This window comes from Scandinavium sp. NPDC088450 (genome assembly GCF_044900545.1).
Taxonomy (GTDB): Bacteria; Pseudomonadota; Gammaproteobacteria; order Enterobacterales; family Enterobacteriaceae; genus Scandinavium.
In genome coordinates this window covers 86,874-104,146 of sequence record NZ_JBJDNI010000014.1, presented here as the reverse complement: position 1 = coordinate 104,146, position 17,273 = coordinate 86,874, and the positions used below count along the sequence as shown (strand labels likewise).

At 55.1% G+C, this 17,273-nt stretch carries 14 protein-coding genes and 1 pseudogene; 12 read left to right on the top strand and 3 right to left on the bottom strand.

Annotated features, from left to right (window positions below):
- The 6 genes from lepB to acpS all read left to right on the top strand — a co-directional run bounded on the left by lepB (nucleotide 1) and on the right by acpS (nucleotide 4,869).
- On the top strand, nucleotides 1-975 hold the full coding sequence (gene lepB, locus ACI2I2_RS14130; protein ID WP_404658477.1) for a signal peptidase I: 975 nt from the start codon (nucleotides 1-3) through the stop codon (nucleotides 973-975).
- Nucleotides 976-1,198: 223 nt separating this feature from the next.
- Nucleotides 1,199-1,879: a ribonuclease III gene (gene rnc, locus ACI2I2_RS14125; RefSeq protein WP_097163305.1), complete on the top strand. Its 681-nt coding sequence runs from the start codon at nucleotides 1,199-1,201 to the stop codon at nucleotides 1,877-1,879.
- Complete coding sequence (gene era, locus ACI2I2_RS14120) at nucleotides 1,876-2,781, top strand: GTPase Era (protein WP_330985870.1); 906 nt, start codon at nucleotides 1,876-1,878, stop codon at nucleotides 2,779-2,781. The genes rnc and era overlap by 4 nt, the downstream gene beginning before the upstream one ends.
- 131 nt (nucleotides 2,782-2,912) lie before the next feature.
- Nucleotides 2,913-3,623 carry a DNA repair protein RecO gene (gene recO, locus ACI2I2_RS14115; RefSeq protein ID WP_330985886.1) on the top strand — a complete coding sequence of 237 codons (711 nt, stop codon included), beginning with the start codon at nucleotides 2,913-2,915 and terminating at the stop codon, nucleotides 3,621-3,623.
- 134 nt (nucleotides 3,624-3,757) lie between these two features.
- On the top strand, nucleotides 3,758-4,489 hold the full coding sequence (pdxJ, locus tag ACI2I2_RS14110; protein WP_404658476.1) for a pyridoxine 5'-phosphate synthase: 732 nt from the start codon (nucleotides 3,758-3,760) through the stop codon (nucleotides 4,487-4,489).
- Nucleotides 4,489-4,869 carry a holo-ACP synthase gene (gene acpS, locus ACI2I2_RS14105; RefSeq protein ID WP_404658475.1) on the top strand — a complete coding sequence of 127 codons (381 nt, stop codon included), beginning with the start codon at nucleotides 4,489-4,491 and terminating at the stop codon, nucleotides 4,867-4,869. Before pdxJ ends, acpS begins: the two co-directional genes overlap by 1 nt.
- Here acpS and ACI2I2_RS14100 read toward each other — a convergent pair.
- A complete protein-coding gene (locus tag ACI2I2_RS14100) occupies nucleotides 4,866-5,126 on the bottom strand; it encodes a YfhL family 4Fe-4S dicluster ferredoxin (protein WP_404658474.1) in 261 nt (86 codons plus the stop codon). The genes acpS and ACI2I2_RS14100 overlap by 4 nt on opposite strands.
- Before the next feature lie 56 nt (nucleotides 5,127-5,182).
- Nucleotides 5,183-6,031, bottom strand: coding sequence for a MurR/RpiR family transcriptional regulator (locus tag ACI2I2_RS14095; RefSeq protein ID WP_404658473.1), 849 nt, complete (start codon nucleotides 6,029-6,031; stop codon nucleotides 5,183-5,185).
- A 258-nt stretch (nucleotides 6,032-6,289) separates the two neighbouring features.
- On the opposite strand from ACI2I2_RS14095, the gene yfhb reads away from it, so the two are divergent.
- Nucleotides 6,290-6,925 (top strand): phosphatidylglycerophosphatase C, encoded by a 636-nt coding sequence (gene yfhb / locus ACI2I2_RS14090; protein ID WP_404658472.1) that lies wholly within the window; start codon nucleotides 6,290-6,292, stop codon nucleotides 6,923-6,925.
- Nucleotides 6,926-6,949: 24 nt separating this feature from the next.
- Complete coding sequence (gene tadA, locus ACI2I2_RS14085) at nucleotides 6,950-7,480, top strand: tRNA adenosine(34) deaminase TadA (RefSeq protein ID WP_404658471.1); 531 nt, start codon at nucleotides 6,950-6,952, stop codon at nucleotides 7,478-7,480.
- Nucleotides 7,481-7,586: 106 nt separating this feature from the next.
- Here tadA and mltF read toward each other — a convergent pair.
- A pseudogene (gene mltF / locus ACI2I2_RS14080) lies at nucleotides 7,587-9,060 on the bottom strand (membrane-bound lytic murein transglycosylase MltF); the annotation flags it as partial.
- A 224-nt stretch (nucleotides 9,061-9,284) separates the two neighbouring features.
- Here mltF and purL point away from each other — a divergent pair.
- The 4 genes from purL (at nucleotide 9,285) to glrR (ending at nucleotide 17,223) form a co-directional block, all read left to right on the top strand.
- Nucleotides 9,285-13,172, top strand: coding sequence for a phosphoribosylformylglycinamidine synthase (gene purL, locus ACI2I2_RS14075; RefSeq protein ID WP_404658470.1), 3,888 nt, complete (start codon nucleotides 9,285-9,287; stop codon nucleotides 13,170-13,172).
- A gap of 558 nt (nucleotides 13,173-13,730) precedes the next feature.
- The gene (gene qseE / locus ACI2I2_RS14070) at nucleotides 13,731-15,167 is read left to right on the top strand and encodes a two component system sensor histidine kinase QseE/GlrK (protein WP_404658469.1); all 1,437 of its coding nucleotides are present in this window, start codon (nucleotides 13,731-13,733) and stop codon (nucleotides 15,165-15,167) included.
- Nucleotides 15,164-15,889, top strand: coding sequence for a two-component system QseEF-associated lipoprotein QseG (gene qseG, locus ACI2I2_RS14065; RefSeq protein WP_404658468.1), 726 nt, complete (start codon nucleotides 15,164-15,166; stop codon nucleotides 15,887-15,889). The genes qseE and qseG overlap by 4 nt, the downstream gene beginning before the upstream one ends.
- Nucleotides 15,886-17,223, top strand: a complete 1,338-nt coding sequence (gene glrR, locus ACI2I2_RS14060; RefSeq protein ID WP_404658467.1) for a two-component system response regulator QseF/GlrR — start codon at nucleotides 15,886-15,888, stop codon at nucleotides 17,221-17,223. Before qseG ends, glrR begins: the two co-directional genes overlap by 4 nt.
- The last annotated feature ends 50 nt before the right edge of the window (nucleotides 17,224-17,273 follow it).

Genomic DNA, 17,273 nt, shown 5'->3' with positions numbered 1-17,273 from the left:
ATGGCGAACATGTTTGCCCTGATCCTGGTCATCGCGACCCTGGTGACAGGGATTTTATGGTGCCTGGATAAATTTATTTTCGCACCTAAACGCCGTGAACGTCAGGCCGCAGCTCAGGTTGCGGCAGGTGATACGCTGGATAAAAAGACCCTGAAGAAAGTTGGCCCGAAACCGGGCTGGCTGGAAACGGGAGCGTCTGTTTTCCCGGTGCTGGCTATTGTGCTGGTGGTACGCTCCTTTATTTATGAGCCATTCCAGATCCCATCAGGTTCAATGATGCCAACGCTGCTGATCGGCGATTTTATTCTGGTCGAGAAATTCGCCTATGGAATTAAAGATCCGATTTATCAGAAGACCTTAATTGAAACCGGCCATCCAAAACGCGGCGACATTGTGGTGTTCAAATACCCGGAAGATCCGCGTCTTGATTACATCAAACGTACTGTCGGTTTACCGGGTGATAAAGTCACTTACGATCCAGTCGCCAAAGAAGTCACCATTCAGCCAAACTGCAGTTCTGGTCAGGCTTGTGGCAACGCATTGCCAGTCACTTATTCCAACGTGGAAGCGAGCGATTTTGTGCAGACCTTTGCCCGTCGTAACGGCGGCGAAGCGACCAGCGGTTTCTGGCAATTGCCGAAAGGCGAGAGCAAAGACAACGGCGTGCGCCTGTCCGAACGTCAAGAGACGCTGGGCGATGTGACTCACCGCATTCTGACTGTGCCTATCGCGCAGGACCAACTGGGTATGTATTACCATCAGCAGGGCCAGCAGCTCGCCACCTGGATTGTTCCACCGGGCCATTACTTTATGATGGGCGATAACCGTGATAACAGCGCAGACAGCCGTTACTGGGGCTTTGTTCCGGAAGCGAATCTGGTCGGTAAAGCGGTAGGTATCTGGATGAGCTTTGAAAAACAGGAAGGTGAATGGCCGACCGGCGTACGTTTAAATCGTATTGGCGGCATCCATTAATTCTCCTTTATGCTTCGTGCTGTCATCCTGATGATGGCGGCACGAATTATTTCCCAGATAAATACCCGTCAGCTAACGACATCTCCCGTCGTTGCGTATAGAATGTCCCCCCGAAGTTTTAGGTTGGTACCCGCAAGGGATCCACGGCACACGAAACCGCGTTGGCTGTTATCAGGTCGGTTTCGTGTGCTGAATTATTGACGCATTCATCTATTGGTAAAGCATGAACCCCATCGTAATTAATCGGCTTCAACGGAAGCTGGGCTACACTTTTCAACATCAGGATCTGTTGCAACAGGCGTTAACTCACCGCAGTGCAAGCAGCAAGCATAATGAACGCCTGGAATTTCTCGGTGACTCTATTTTAAGTTACGTGATTGCCAACGCGCTGTATCACCGTTTTCCGCGCGTTGACGAAGGTGACATGAGCCGTATGCGTGCCACGCTGGTACGCGGCAACACGCTGGCAGAAATCGCTCGCGAGTTTGAACTGGGCGAATGCCTGCGTCTCGGGCCGGGTGAGCTGAAAAGTGGCGGTTTTCGTCGTGAATCGATTCTCGCGGATACCGTTGAAGCACTGATTGGCGGTGTTTTCCTCGACAGCGATATTCAGAACGTCGAGAAGCTGATTTTAAGCTGGTATCAAACTCGTCTGGATGAAATTAGCCCGGGCGATAAACAAAAAGATCCGAAAACGCGTTTGCAGGAATATTTACAGGGTCGTCATTTGCCGCTGCCTTCCTATCTGGTGGTGCAGGTGCGTGGCGAAGCCCACGATCAGGAATTTACTATCCACTGCCAGGTCAGTGGCCTGAGTGAACCGGTAGTTGGCACAGGTTCCAGCCGTCGCAAGGCGGAGCAGGCTGCCGCCGAACAGGCGCTGAAAAAACTGGAGCTGGAATGAGCGACGAAAAGAGTTACTGCGGATTTATTGCCATCGTTGGACGTCCCAACGTCGGCAAATCCACCCTGCTGAACAACCTGCTTGGTCAGAAGATTTCTATCACTTCCCGTAAAGCGCAGACGACGCGTCACCGCATTGTGGGTATTCACACTGAAGGGCCCTATCAGGCTATTTTCGTGGATACCCCAGGTCTGCACATGGAAGAAAAACGCGCCATTAACCGCCTGATGAACAAAGCGGCGAGCAGCTCGATTGGCGACGTTGAACTGGTTATCTTCGTAGTGGAAGGCACCCGCTGGACCGCAGACGACGAAATGGTGCTGAACAAGCTCCGTGGCGGTCGTGCGCCGGTCATTCTGGCGGTGAACAAAGTCGATAACGTGCAGGAAAAAGCGGACCTGCTGCCGCACCTGCAGTTCCTCGGCAGCCAGATGAACTTCCTGGATATCGTGCCGATCTCTGCGGAAACCGGCCTGAACGTGGACACGCTTGCAGGCATCGTGCGTAAGCACCTGCCGGAAGCCACACACCACTTCCCGGAAGATTACATCACCGATCGTTCTCAGCGCTTTATGGCCTCTGAGATCATTCGCGAAAAGTTGATGCGTTTCCTTGGCGCAGAACTGCCGTACTCGGTCACCGTTGAAATCGAACGTTTCCAGACCAACGAGCGTGGCGGATATGACATCAACGGTCTGATCCTGGTTGAGCGCGAAGGGCAGAAGAAGATGGTGATTGGCAACAAAGGTGCCAAAATCAAAACCATCGGTATCGAAGCTCGTAAAGATATGCAGGAAATGTTTGAAGCCCCGGTTCACCTGGAACTGTGGGTGAAAGTGAAATCCGGCTGGGCCGATGACGAGCGCGCCCTGCGCAGTCTCGGTTACGTCGACGACCTCTAAGTAAACTACTCTATGGCTTTCTGGTTGCAGGAAGGCGGCAAGACTGAGAATCCCCAGGAGCTTACTTTAGTAAGTGACTGGGGTGAACAGGTGCAGCCAACGCACCTGCAGCCTGAAAGACGACGAGTATGATGGAGGGCTGGCAGCGCGCTTTTGTCCTGCATAGTCGTCCCTGGAGCGAAACCAGCCTGATGCTGGACGTCTTCACGGAAGAGTCGGGTCGCGTGCGCCTTGTGGCTAAAGGCGCACGTTCCAAACGTTCAAATCTCAAAGGTGCGCTTCAGCCCTTTACTCCCTTACTGGTCCGTTTTGGTGGCCGTGGCGACGTCAAAACGCTGCGCAGTGCCGAAGCTGTCTCGCTGGCTTTACCGTTAAGCGGTATTGCGCTCTACAGCGGCTTGTACGTCAACGAACTCCTTTCTCGCGTGCTGGAAAACGAAACCCGTTTTTCTGAACTCTTTTTCGATTATTTGCACTGCCTCCAGGCGCTGGCAGGCGTGACGGGCACACCGGAGCCCGCGCTGCGCCGCTTTGAGCTGGCGCTGCTTGCACATCTGGGTTACGGCGTCGATTTTCTGCACTGTGCGGGCAGCGGCGAGCCGGTCGAAGACACCATGACCTACCGTTATCGTGAGGAAAAAGGGTTTATCGCAAGCGTGGTGATTGATAACAACACTTTTACCGGGCACCATTTGAAAGCGCTCGCCAGCCGTGAGTTTCGGGATGTCGATGCGCTACGGGCGGCAAAGCGCTTCACCCGCATGGCGCTCAAGCCCTATCTTGGCGGTAAGCCGCTGAAGAGCCGGGAGTTGTTCCGGCAGTTTGTGCCGAAGCGTACATAAGTTTAGTTCCCCTCTCCCCAACCCTCTCCCCGAGGGAGAGGGGGACGTCAGAAGCACCGTTAAGTTCCCTCTCCCTTTGGGAGAGGGCCAGGGAGAGGGGATTCTACGATCTAAAATCAATAACGAGGATTGTCATGGCTGAATTACTGTTAGGCGTCAACATTGACCACATCGCCACTCTGCGCAATGCACGCGGTACTGCCTATCCTGATCCGGTTCAGGCGGCGTTTATCGCTGAACAGGCAGGTGCAGACGGGATAACCGTTCATCTGCGTGAAGATCGTCGTCATATTACTGATCGCGATGTGCGTATTCTGCGCCAGACCCTCGATACTCGCATGAACCTGGAAATGGCGGTCACGGAAGAGATGCTGACCATCGCCTGTGATACCAAACCTCATTTCTGCTGCCTGGTGCCAGAGAAACGTCAGGAAGTGACCACCGAAGGTGGGCTGGATGTCGCCGGTCAGCTCGACAAAATGCGGGATGCTTGCAAGCGTCTGGCTGATGCCGGAATTCTGGTTTCACTGTTCATTGACGCCGATCGCGAGCAGATCAAAGCTGCCGCTGATGTGGGCGCGCCGTATATCGAAATTCACACCGGTTGCTATGCCGATGCAGAAACTGAAGCTGAACAGGCCAAAGAGCTGGAACGTATTGCTCAGGCGGCGAAATACGCGGCAAGCCTCGGCCTGAAAGTCAACGCCGGTCACGGCCTGACCTATCACAACGTAAAGGCGATTGCAGCACTGCCAGAAATGCATGAACTCAACATCGGCCACGCCATTATCGGCCGCGCGGTAATGAGTGGGTTGAAAGAGGCTGTGGCAGAAATGAAACGTCTGATGCTGGAAGCGCGTCAGTAATGGCTATCGTGGGCATTGGCACCGATATCGTGGAAATTGCCCGCATCGAGGCAGTGATCGCCCGTAGCGGCGATCGCCTTGCGCGGCGCGTGCTCAGCGATAACGAATGGAAAACCTGGGAAACGCATCAACAGCCGGTGCGTTTTCTGGCTAAACGTTTTGCGGTGAAAGAGGCGGCGTCGAAGGCACTGGGCACGGGTATTCGTAACGGCCTGGCGTTTGAACAGTTTGAAGTTTACAACGATGAATTGGGCAAACCGAAGCTGCGGCTTTGGGGCGCGGCGGCAGAGCTTGCCGAAAAGTTAGGTGTGACGCAGATGCATGTGACGCTCGCTGATGAACGTCATTACGCCTGTGCAACCGTGATAATGGAAAGTTAGATTTTGTCCGCGTGGTGCAGCTGAACAAATTTGTCCCACAGTTGCTCTTCGCTTTCCAGATGTGTCGGGTTCTTAATGATGGTATTGGGGATCGGGCACACTTTCTGGCAGGTCGGAGTTTCGTAATGGCCGATACACTCCGTACAGCGATCGCTGTTAATCTCATAAATGCTGTCGCCCATCGAAATGGCCTCGTTCGGACACTCCGGTTCGCACATATCGCAATTGATGCATTTTTTGGTGATTAACAGCGCCATCAGGAAATTCTCAGAAACAACACAAACAGGGCGGGCATTATACGCTCATTTCCTGTTCAAACCAGTTTTTTCACCAATGCTTCGCTGTGACGGATACGTTCCGGGGCATGTTCCAAATCCTGCTGGACCAATCCCATAAACAGTAAATCAGTCAACATCATCTGGGCGCTGGTAGACGAAATGGCTGCACTTCGGGTCGCCTGTTCTTCGGCGATGGTATACAGGCAGTGGCTGGCGCGTTGCTGCAACGCGTTTGGAGAGAATCCGGTGATAGCAATGATCTTTCCCCCCACTCGCAGGGTTTCGTCCGCTGCCATGTTAATTTCCCGGCGTTCACCGGAATAAGAAATAGCGAGCAGCAAATCCTCTGTTGTCATGGCCTGAACCGTCGCCAGCAGCGCATGCATATCCTGTTCGGCAACGGCGTTAAACCCTATCTTCATCAGCTTCCAGCTAAAGTTCTGCGCCACCAGGCCAGAGGCACCAATGCCGGTCACCAGAATGCGACGAGCGCTTCGTAGCAGCGAAACAGCTTCCAGTAGTTTGTCCTCGGTATTCACGTCCAGCGAAGCATGCATCGCCGCCACGTTATCCTTAATCAGCTTTTCGCCCACCAGGCGCAAAGGGTCGTCGCCGCGGATCTGGTTGTGTACCGGCACAGAATGAGGATTAGGATTACTCGCCAGCGCTTCGCTCAACGCCAGTTTTAACGCCGGAAACCCTTTGAAACCCATCTTCTGAGCGAATTTCACCACGCTCGACTGGCTTACGCCTGAGAGGGCGGCCAATTGCTGCGAGCTGAGGTGACGCGCTTCATTGGGCTGCGCCAGAATAAAATCAGCCAGCTTTTTATCGCTTTGCGCAAGCCCAGGGTAACGCTGACGGATGCGAATCAAACAGTTCATTGGCTCTCCAGCAGGCCTTTTTGTGGCCGCCTGTGCGAATTTTGTCTTGAGTATAGGGGATTGTGGTTAACCGTCATGCACTGACTCAGCACGTGTTGCCGTATTGTTAACCGATTCATCATGCTAATCAAAAGGATACGCTCTCCCGCAGCAGAGTGAAAGGCGCAGGGCTTTTCGTTTTTGGAAATGTTAGGGTCAGGCTGTTAGGCTATCTGACAGGCGTGGCGTTTACACGCTCACCATTTTGAGGAGAGAGGTTTGGTCAGCAATCCGCGTCGGGTAGTTTTTTTCGATCTTGATGGCACCCTGCATCAGCAGGACATGTTCGGCAGTTTTATTCGTTTTCTGCTGCGCCACAATCCGTTAAACGCACTGCTGGTGCTCATCGTCCTGCCGGTGGCGGGCATCGCGCTGCTGGTCAAAGGGCGGGCTGCACGCTGGCCGATGAGCCTGTTGTTGTGGGGGGCGACTTTTGGACACAGTGAAGCACGGCTTAACGCGCTTCAGGCGAGATTTGTAGGATGGTTCCGTGAGCACGTCACGACTTTTCCGGTGGTCCACGAACGGCTGACCGGGTATCTGACCAGTTCTGATGCCGACGTCTGGCTGATTACCGGCTCACCAAAGCCGCTGGTTGAACAGGTTTATTTTGATACGCCCTGGCTGCCACGAGTGAATCTGATTGCCAGCCTGATGGAACGTCGCTACGGCGGTTGGGTGCTCACGCTGCGCTGTCTTGGGCATGAAAAAGTCGCCCAACTCGAACAGAAAATCGGCACACCACTGCGCTTATACAGTGGCTATAGCGACAGCAATCAGGATAACCCGCTGCTCTATTTCTGCGAGCACAGATGGCGGGTGACGCCAACAGGAAAGTTGCAGCAACTTGAATAGTGCAAACCCCTGGCGCTGTGTATAATGCGCCGCTTTTCAAACGGAGTAGCCGCCTTGTCCGACACTGAATTTACCCATGATGACTGGATGCGCCATGCGCTGACGTTGGCTCAACGTGCCTGGGATGAAGGGGAAGTGCCGGTTGGCGCTGTGCTGGTACACAACAATCAAGTGATAGGCGAAGGCTGGAATCGGCCGATTGGCCGTCACGATCCGACCGCTCACGCTGAAATCATGGCCCTGCGTCAGGGCGGCCTGGTGCTGCAAAATTATCGCCTGATTGACGCAACGCTTTATGTGACGCTTGAACCTTGCGTGATGTGTGCCGGAGCGATGGTTCACAGCCGTATTGGCCGCTTAGTGTTTGGGGCGCGTGATGCGAAGACGGGGGCTGCGGGGTCGCTTATCGATGTGCTGCATCATCCCGGCATGAACCACCGCGTGGAAATCACCGAAGGTGTGCTCGCAGAGCAGTGTTCTTCCATGTTGAGTGATTTCTTCCGTCAGCGCCGTGAGCAGAAAAAAGCCCTGAAACGTGCAGCTTCGTCATCTTAGTTGTGGGTGAGCTCAACCAGCATTTTGTTATGCTTCACTTCAATCTGACCATTGCGCTGGTCTGGTTGTAATGAAATGAAGGGCAACAGGCCGAGGCTGGTGTGATTCAGCTCATCAGGGTGAACGGCGGGGTAGTCCTGTGCAAACTCCAGTGCCTGCGCCGTTTTCTTCTCTTTCTCCAGCAGATACCCCACCAGGCTTATTTGATACTTACGAATGTTTTCCACATAAGCATAAGCCTCGTGCCCGCGTGCATAGCCGTACGTCAGGCGGCTGTAATAAGGCTTCTGGCTGAGTAACGGCAAACGTTGCTTCACATCGGCCCAACTGTCCGGATTGCCTTTTTGTTTGGCCGTTAACGCTCGCGCATCCAGCATATGTGCGTAACCCATGTTATAGGCCGCCAGCGCAAACCAGATGCGTTCATCTTTCGGTACCGTGTCCGGCACTTTTTCCATCATGTCTTGCAGATAACGCATCCCGCCGCTAATGCTTTGCTCCGCATCGGTTCTGTCCGTCAGCCCCAGACTTTGCGCCGTGTTTTTGGTCAGCATCATAATGCCGCGCACACCTGTCGGTGATGTTGCCTGCGGGTCCCAGTGCGATTCCTGCCAGGCGATGGCCGCCAGCAGGCGCCAGTCGATTTCCTGAGCGTATTTCTGGAATAACGGCTGAACATCGGGCAGGACGTTATCGACCGCACGCAGGAAAGTGCGCGTATCGAAATAATCGAAATCATCGCCGTGACCGAGGTACTTTTCTTCCAGGCGCGCCAGCGTGCCGTCTTCATTAATGTTATTGAAGAAGTCGAGCATCGCCGCAGGCAGGGTGTTGTCGCTATCTTTCAGGCTAAACCAGGTGACGGGTTGTTCGTCCGTAATATCCAGCGCCACGGCCAGTTCCGGGTGAACGCGCTGGAACAGGCTAATCGCAACGGAATCGGCGATGGTGTAATCGAGCTTACCGTCAATCACGTCGTTCATCAGTTCCGTGCTGCCGCGTTTGTCATCGACTGTCCAGCCGAGGTCAGGGTACTTTTTCGCTTTCAGCTCTTGCAGGTCGATAATGGCGACGTGACCCGGGGCGATAGTCAGTTGTTGAGCCGTGATATCTGCCAACGTGCGTGGGCGGAAATTGCCTTTGCGATAGACCAACTGCTGAGAAACAGAATAGTAGGCAGGACCTGCCTGATAGTTTTTCACGCGCTCGCTGTTGTACACCAGCCCGGCGGCCAGCATATCGGCATCGTCATTATCGAGATCGTCAAACAGCTGGCTGATGTTCTGGCGTACGGTGACTTTAAGCTTAACGCCGAGGTAGTCAGCAAACTGCTGGGCCATCTCGTAGTCCAGACCGTAGTCTTTCTCCTTGATGCTGGCGAAGGTCAGAGGGGAAACAATAGTACTGACGCGCAGCTCACCGCGAGCCTGAATGGCCGCGATGCGGTTCTCTGGCTTACTGAACCAGGGAACAGAAGGCCAAAGCGCCGCTGCCAGTAGCAGGGTGACAATGCCGATAAACAGATAATTAATCTTTAATTTTTTCAATTAGTTAATTCTCTGTGGTGAGAGCAATCTCAGGCAATAGTTACCATGTTAAAGTTTAGGGGCACTACAGAATGAGCGGCATTTTGCGTAACAATGCGGCAGTTGGCAACCTCTTAGTCGTCTTTGTCGCACCTGGTGATAAAAACGGAGCGGTCATTTTATTTCTACGCAAACGGTTACGTCGCCGCCCAGGATGCTCTATAATGGCGCCCGTTTTCCGCCATTGCGCACACTGAAACCCAGAAGACGAGAGACTTATGATGGAAATTCTGCGTGGTTCGCCTGCACTGTCTGCATTTCGTATTACCAAACTGCTGGCACGCTTTCAGGCAGCCAACCTTCCGGTCAGCAATATTTACGCCGAGTACGTGCATTTTGCCGAACTGAGCGCACCGCTCTCAGAAGAGGAACACACCCGCCTGGCAAGATTGCTGCAGTATGGTCCAAGCCTCAGCAGCCATACTCCCGCCGGAAAACTCCTGCTCGTCACCCCCCGTCCTGGCACCATTTCTCCCTGGTCTTCAAAAGCAACCGACATCGCCCACAACTGCGGCCTGGCCCAGATTGTTCGCCTTGAGCGCGGTGTAGCGTATTACGTTGAAGCCTCAACACTGAGCGAAGCACAGTGGGCTACCGTGGCCGCTGAGTTGCACGACAGGATGATGGAAACCGTCTTCGGGGCACTGGAAGACGCGGAAAATCTGTTTGCTCATCACCAGCCTGCGCCGGTGTCCAGCGTCGATGTGCTGGGGCAGGGTCGTCAGGCTCTGGTCGAAGCTAACCTGCGTCTGGGTCTGGCGCTGGCAGAAGATGAAATCGACTATCTGCACGAAGCGTTCAACACACTGAACCGCAACCCGAACGACATCGAGCTCTACATGTTCGCTCAGGCGAACTCGGAGCACTGTCGTCACAAGATTTTTAACGCCGACTGGGTCATCGATGGCGAACAGCAGCCGAAGTCGCTGTTCAAGATGATCAAGAACACCTTCGAGACCACGCCGGATCACGTCCTGTCTGCTTATAAAGACAACGCGGCAGTGATGGAAGGCTCTGACGTCGGGCGTTTCTACGCGGATCGCGACGGTCTGCGCTATGACTTCCACCAGGAACCGACACATATCCTGATGAAAGTTGAAACTCACAACCACCCAACCGCCATTTCCCCATGGCCGGGCGCGGCGACCGGTTCCGGTGGCGAAATTCGTGATGAAGGCGCAACCGGGCGTGGCGCGAAGCCAAAAGCGGGTCTGGTTGGGTTCTCTGTTTCGAACCTGCGTATTCCAGGCTTCGAGCAGCCGTGGGAAGAAGATTTTGGCAAGCCGGATCGTATTGTCACCGCGCTGGACATCATGACTGACGGCCCGCTGGGCGGCGCGGCGTTTAACAACGAATTTGGCCGCCCGGCGCTGAACGGCTACTTCCGTACTTACGAAGAGAAGGTCAACAGCCACAACGGCGAAGAGCTGCGCGGGTACCACAAGCCGATCATGCTGGCAGGCGGGATCGGCAACATTCGCGCCGATCACGTGCAGAAAGGCGAGATCAACGTCGGAGCGAAGCTGATCGTCCTCGGTGGCCCGGCAATGAACATTGGGCTGGGCGGTGGAGCGGCGTCTTCCATGGCTTCCGGTCAGTCTGATGCGGATCTCGATTTCGCTTCCGTGCAGCGTGATAACCCGGAAATGGAGCGCCGCTGTCAGGAAGTGATCGATCGCTGCTGGCAGATGGGTGAAGCGAACCCGATTCTGTTTATCCACGATGTGGGCGCGGGTGGCCTGTCTAACGCCATGCCAGAGCTGGTGAGCGACGGCGGGCGCGGCGGTAAATTCGAGCTGCGCGATATCCTCAGCGATGAGCCAGGCATGAGCCCGCTGGAAATCTGGTGTAACGAATCACAGGAACGTTACGTGCTGGCGGTGGCTGCGGAACAGTTACCGCTGTTTGACGAGCTGTGCCGTCGTGAGCGTGCGCCGTATGCGGTTATCGGTGAAGCCACCGAAGAGATGCACCTGAGCCTCAACGATACGCATTTCGACAACCAGCCTATCGACCTGCCGCTGGACGTTCTGCTTGGCAAAACGCCGAAAATGACTCGCGATGTAGAAACCCTGTCCGCGAACGGTGAAGCACTGGATCGCCAGGGCATCACGCTTGCCGATGCGGTGAATCGTGTTCTGCATCTGCCAACCGTAGCGGAAAAAACGTTCCTCGTGACCATTGGCGACCGCAGCGTCACTGGCATGGTGGCTCGCGATCAGATGGTTGGCCCATGGCAGATTCCGGTAGCTAACTGCGCGGTGACCACTGCCAGCCTCGACAGCTACTATGGCGAAGCGATGGCGATGGGTGAGCGCGCTCCGGTTGCTCTGCTCGATTTCGCGGCATCCGCTCGTCTTGCCGTGGGTGAAGCGCTGACCAACATTGCAGGCACCCAGATTGGCGACCTGAAGCGCATCAAGCTGTCGGCAAACTGGATGGCCGCAGCCGGGCATCCGGGTGAAGACGCGGGTCTCTACGCTGCTGTTAAAGCAGTGGGCGAAGAATTGTGCCCGGCACTGGGTCTGACCATTCCGGTCGGCAAAGACTCCATGTCGATGAAAACCCGTTGGCAGGAAGGCAGTGAGCAGCGTGAAATGACGTCGCCATTGTCACTGGTCATTTCCGCTTTCGGTCGTGTTGAAGATGTGCGTCGCACCGTGACGCCAGAGCTCTCTACTGAAGACAACGCGCTGTTGCTTATCGATCTTGGCAAAGGCCATAACGCACTGGGCGCAACGGCGCTGGCTCAGGTTTATCGCCAGTTAGGGGATAAAACCGCGGACGTTCGCAGCGTCGAACAGCTGAAAGGCTTCTGGGATGCCATGCAGGTGCTGGTGGCAGAACGTAAACTGCTGGCCTGGCACGACCGCTCAGACGGCGGTCTGCTGGTCACGCTGGCTGAAATGGCGTTTACCGGCCACTGCGGCGTGAATGTAGATATCGCCGCGCTGGGTGACGATCGCCTGGCTGCGCTGTTTAACGAAGAACTCGGCGGTGTGATTCAGGTTCGTGCCGAAGATCGTGCGCTCGTTGAAGGCATTTTCGCTTCCCACGGTCTGGCGGACTGCGTGCATTACCTTGGTCAGGCCGAGAAAGGCGATCGCTTCGTGATCACCGCGAACGGCCATCCGGTCTACAGCGAAAGCCGCACCACGCTGCGTATGTGGTGGGCGGAAACAACCTGGCAGATGCAACGCCTGCGTGACAACCCAGAGTGTGCAGATCAAGAGCACGAAGCCAAGCGTAACGATAACGATCCTGGCCTCAATGTGAAGCTTTCCTTCGACATCAACGAAGATGTGGCGGCGCCGTATATTGCCAAAGGCGCACGTCCGAAGGTGGCTGTTCTGCGTGAGCAGGGCGTGAACTCTCATGTTGAAATGGCGGCTGCGTTCCATCGCGCTGGCTTCGATGCTATCGACGTTCACATGAGCGACCTGCTGGCGGGCCGCACCGGTCTGGAAGATTTCCAGGCGCTGGTGGCGTGTGGCGGTTTCTCCTACGGTGACGTGCTGGGTGCGGGTGAAGGCTGGGCGAAGTCCATTCTGTTCAACAACCGCGTGCGCGATGAGTTCGAAACCTTCTTCCATCGTCCGCAAACCCTGGCGCTGGGCGTGTGTAACGGCTGCCAGATGATGTCCAACCTGCGCGAACTGATCCCGGGCAGCAGCCTGTGGCCGCGCTTTGTGCGTAACCACTCAGACCGTTTTGAAGCTCGCTTCAGTCTGGTAGAAGTCACTCAGAGCCCGTCACTGCTGTTGCAGGGAATGGTGGGTTCGCAGATGCCTATTGCCGTGTCTCACGGTGAAGGGCATGTGGAAGTTCGCGATGCGGCTCATCTGGCACAGCTTGAAAGCAAAGGGCTGGTGGCACTGCGCTTCGTCGATAACTTCGGCAATGTGACGGAGAACTACCCGGCGAACCCGAACGGTTCCCCGAACGGTATCACGGCAGTGACCAGCGAAAGCGGTCGCGTGACCATTATGATGCCGCACCCGGAGCGCGTGTTCCGCACCGTGGCAAACTCGTGGCACCCGGAAAACTGGGGCGAAGACAGCCCATGGATGCGCATTTTCCGCAACGCGCGTAAACAGTTAGGTTGATGTACTGCCCGGCGGCACTTCGCTTGCCGGGCCAACAAACCCCGTAGGCCGGGTTAGCGCAGCGCCACCCGGCGATTAAACAAAAGTGTCTGAAAATAGCGACAGGGTACATTTCAGATGTCGCTGATTAGAGACACTTAATTCATTGAATATTATTGCTTTTATTTTTAGTGTTAGGTTGTGTCTCTTTTTAGCGACAGCATGAGCAAAAAACGCTCAACCCTAAGCAGCCTAATAAATAGTGAAATGCTCAGTAATATTAGTGTGTTAACGAACTGTTTTGAAATGTGGCACAGATGCTGCATAATAATAACCAGTGGCTCATTCACCTTCTTATGTCAGCCCCTTCGGGAAGCGCTACATAAACCTCGAATGACGCACAAACAGGTGCCTGCCGTCCAACTTCTGATATCAGCGTAGCTATATCAACCATCGGGCGAAACGTCGAGTTAGGCACCGCCTTATTCTCTATAACGCCGGGTTCTTACCCGGCGTTGTTGTATCTGTACCCTGTCCTCAGTTACCCTGCCAGAACGCTTATTCTTAGGGACGAACTCATTGAAACGCTGGTCTCTTTTCCCTCGTTCGCTACGCCAGTTGGTGATGCTCTCCTTCCTGTTGATCCTGCTGCCGCTTTTAGTGCTGGCGTGGCAGGCCTGGCAAAGCCTGAATGCGCTCAGCGATCAGGCCGCGATGACCAACCGAACCACACTGATTGATGCGCGCCGCAGCGAAGCCATGACCAACGCTGCGCTGGAAATGGAACGCAGCTATCGCCAGTACTGCGTTCTGGATGACGCCACCCTCGCCAAAGTCTATGAAGGGCAGCGCAAGCGCTACAGCAGCATGCTGGATGCGCATGCGGGCGTGTTACCCGACGATAAACTCTATCAAGCCTTGCGTCAGGGGCTGAACAGTCTCAGCGAACTGCGCTGTAAAAACAGCGGGCCTGATAACGATGCCGCGGCACAGCTTGAAGCTTTCGCCACCGCGAATACTGAAATGGTGCAAGCCACGCGTGCGGTGGTGTTCTCTCGTGGGCAGCAACTTCAGCAAGAAATTGCGGAGCGGGGACAATTTTTCGGCTGGCAGGCGCTGGTATTATTCCTCGTTAGCCTGACCATGATGCTGCTTTTCACCCGCATGATCATCGGCCCGGTGAAGGGCATTGAAAAAATGATTAACCGTCTGGGGGAAGGGAAAACGCTCGGCAGTACGGCTCTGTTTAAAGGCCCGCGTGAATTACGGTCTGTTGGCCAGCGTATCGTGTGGTTGAGTGAGCGCCTGTCCTGGCTTGAATCGCAGCGTCACCAGTTTTTACGCCATCTTTCACATGAATTGAAAACGCCGCTCGCCAGTATGCGCGAAGGCACTGAATTGCTGGCTGACCAGGTCGTGGGGCCGCTCACGGCAGAGCAAAAAGAAGTGGTGTCTATTCTCGATGACAGCAGCCGGAACCTGCAAAAACTGATTGAGCAACTGCTTGATTACAACAGAAAACTGGCCGATACCCCACTGGAAATGGAAAAAACGGAGCTGGCACCCCTGGTAGAAATGGTGGTCTCTGCCCACAGTTTGCCGGCAAGAGCTAAAATGATGCATACCAGCGTGGAGCTGGAGGCTCGCTATTGTTGGGCGGAGCCGATGCTGCTGATGAGCGCGCTGGATAATCTCTATTCCAATGCGGTGCACTATGGGGCTGAATCCGGTAACATTTATCTGCGCAGCCACCAACAGGGAAACAGCGTTTTCCTTGAGGTGGCCAACAGCGGGACGCCGATCCCGGATGCGGAAAAAACCCTCATTTTTGAGCCTTTTTATCAGGGCAGCCATCAACGTAAAGGGGCTGTGAAGGGAAGTGGTCTGGGGCTGAGTATTGCCCGGGATTGTGTGCGGCGAATGCGGGGCGACCTGCGACTGGCCGACAATCAGCCGGGAAATGTGTGCTTCTGCATCGAACTCTCTCTTTCAGACACGGATAAACCCATAAAATGAAGCAATGTCTGGTGAATATGTCCCCCATTATTTTCACGCTCGTGGCCGGAGCGTCATGTCTGTTACTGGCCGGATGCAACTCGCCGTTTGCACAACACGCCAACGCGACCAGCGACGAAGAAAAACTGCCACAACAGCAGGTTGCCGATTTTCTCTCAACCGATTGTGCCGATGTCTGGTTCCTGCACGGCGAAACGACGGAAAAGAACCCACTTTACTGGCTGCGCGGCATGGATTGTGCCGAGCGGCTGTCGCCTGAAATGGCGCGTACCGAGGCTAAATTGCACACCAACGACAGCTGGCAGGATGCGTTTCGTCGCGGCATTTTGTTAGGCAGTGCGAAAATTACGCCGCTGGAGCGTCGCGAGACCGTCAGTCGCCTCGACAGCTTCAGCCCACAAATTCCTTCTCAGGTGCGCCCGTTGTATCAGGTCTGGCGTGACGGTCAGGCGTTGCAATTGCAGCTTTCCGACGAGCGCTCTCGCTACAGTAAGCTCCAGCAGAGCGCTGATGGCGAAATGGACACGCTGCGTCAGCAGCAACAGCATTTGCGCAGCCAGCTCGATTTAACCACCCGCAAGCTGGAAAATCTGACTGATATCGAGCGCCAACTTTCCAGCCGCAAACCTTCAGGCAGCAGCTTAGTGCCAGATGGCACCCATCCGGGCGATACCGCTCCGGCCACCAAAGATGCGCCCGCCACTGGAGAGGATAAGCCATGACAGGACGTAAGCCCGCTCGCCTTTTACTGGTCGATGACGATCCCGGCCTGCTGAAGCTGCTGGGCATGCGCCTGACCAGCGAAGGTTTTTCCGTGCAGACGGCCGAAAGTGGGCAGGAAGGGCTGCGCGTGTTGGCGCGGGAAAAAATCGATCTGGTGATAAGTGATTTACGGATGGATGAAATGGACGGGCTTCAGCTGTTTGCTGAAATCCAGAAGGTTCAGCCAGGCATGCCGGTTATCATCCTGACCGCGCATGGCTCAATCCCGGATGCTGTGGCTGCCACACAGCAGGGCGTGTTCAGTTTCCTGACCAAGCCCGTCGATAAAGACGCACTCTACAAAGCGATAGATGACGCGCTGGTGCACACCGCTGCGGCGACAGACGACCAATGGCGTGAGTCTATCGTCACCCGCAGCCCGGTGATGTTACGTCTGCTTGAGCAGGCACGCATGGTGGCCCAATCGGACGTCAGCGTATTGATTAACGGGCAGAGCGGCACCGGGAAAGAAATTTTCGCTCAGGCCATTCACAACGCCAGCCCACGCAGCAAATACCCGTTTATCGCCATTAACTGCGGCGCGTTGCCAGAGCAACTGCTGGAATCTGAGCTGTTTGGTCACGCTCGCGGCGCATTTACCGGCGCGGTCAGCAACCGAGAAGGGCTGTTTCAGGCAGCCGAAGGCGGCACGCTGTTTCTGGATGAAATTGGCGACATGCCGCAGCCGTTGCAGGTAAAACTGCTGCGTGTGCTTCAGGAACGTAAAATTCGCCCGCTGGGCAGCAACCGCGATATTGATATCAACGTGCGCATCCTGTCCGCGACGCATCGCGACTTGCCGAAAGCCATGGCGCGCGGTGAGTTTCGCGAAGACTTGTATTACCGCCTTAACGTCGTCAGCCTGAAGATCCCTTCTCTGGCTGAGCGTACGGAAGATATCCCGCTGCTGGCGAATCATTTGCTGCGTCAGTCGGCAGACCGACACAAGCCGTTTGTACGCGCCTTTTCCACCGACGCCATGAAGCGTCTGATGACCGCTAACTGGCCGGGCAACGTGCGCCAGTTGGTGAACGTCATTGAGCAGTGCGTGGCGCTGACGTCTTCTCCGGTGATTGGTGATGCGCTGGTAGAGCAGGCGCTGGAAGGCGAGAACACCGCGCTGCCCACGTTCGTTGAAGCTCGTAATCAGTTCGAACTGAACTACCTGCGTAAACTGCTGCAAATCACCAAAGGCAATGTGACGCACGCTGCACGAATGGCGGGGCGCAACCGTACTGAGTTTTACAAATTGCTGTCCCGTCACGAACTGGACGCCAACGATTTTAAAGAGTAGCCCGGCAAACACACCAACGTTATGATAGGGTAAGCAACCGGTTACGCGGA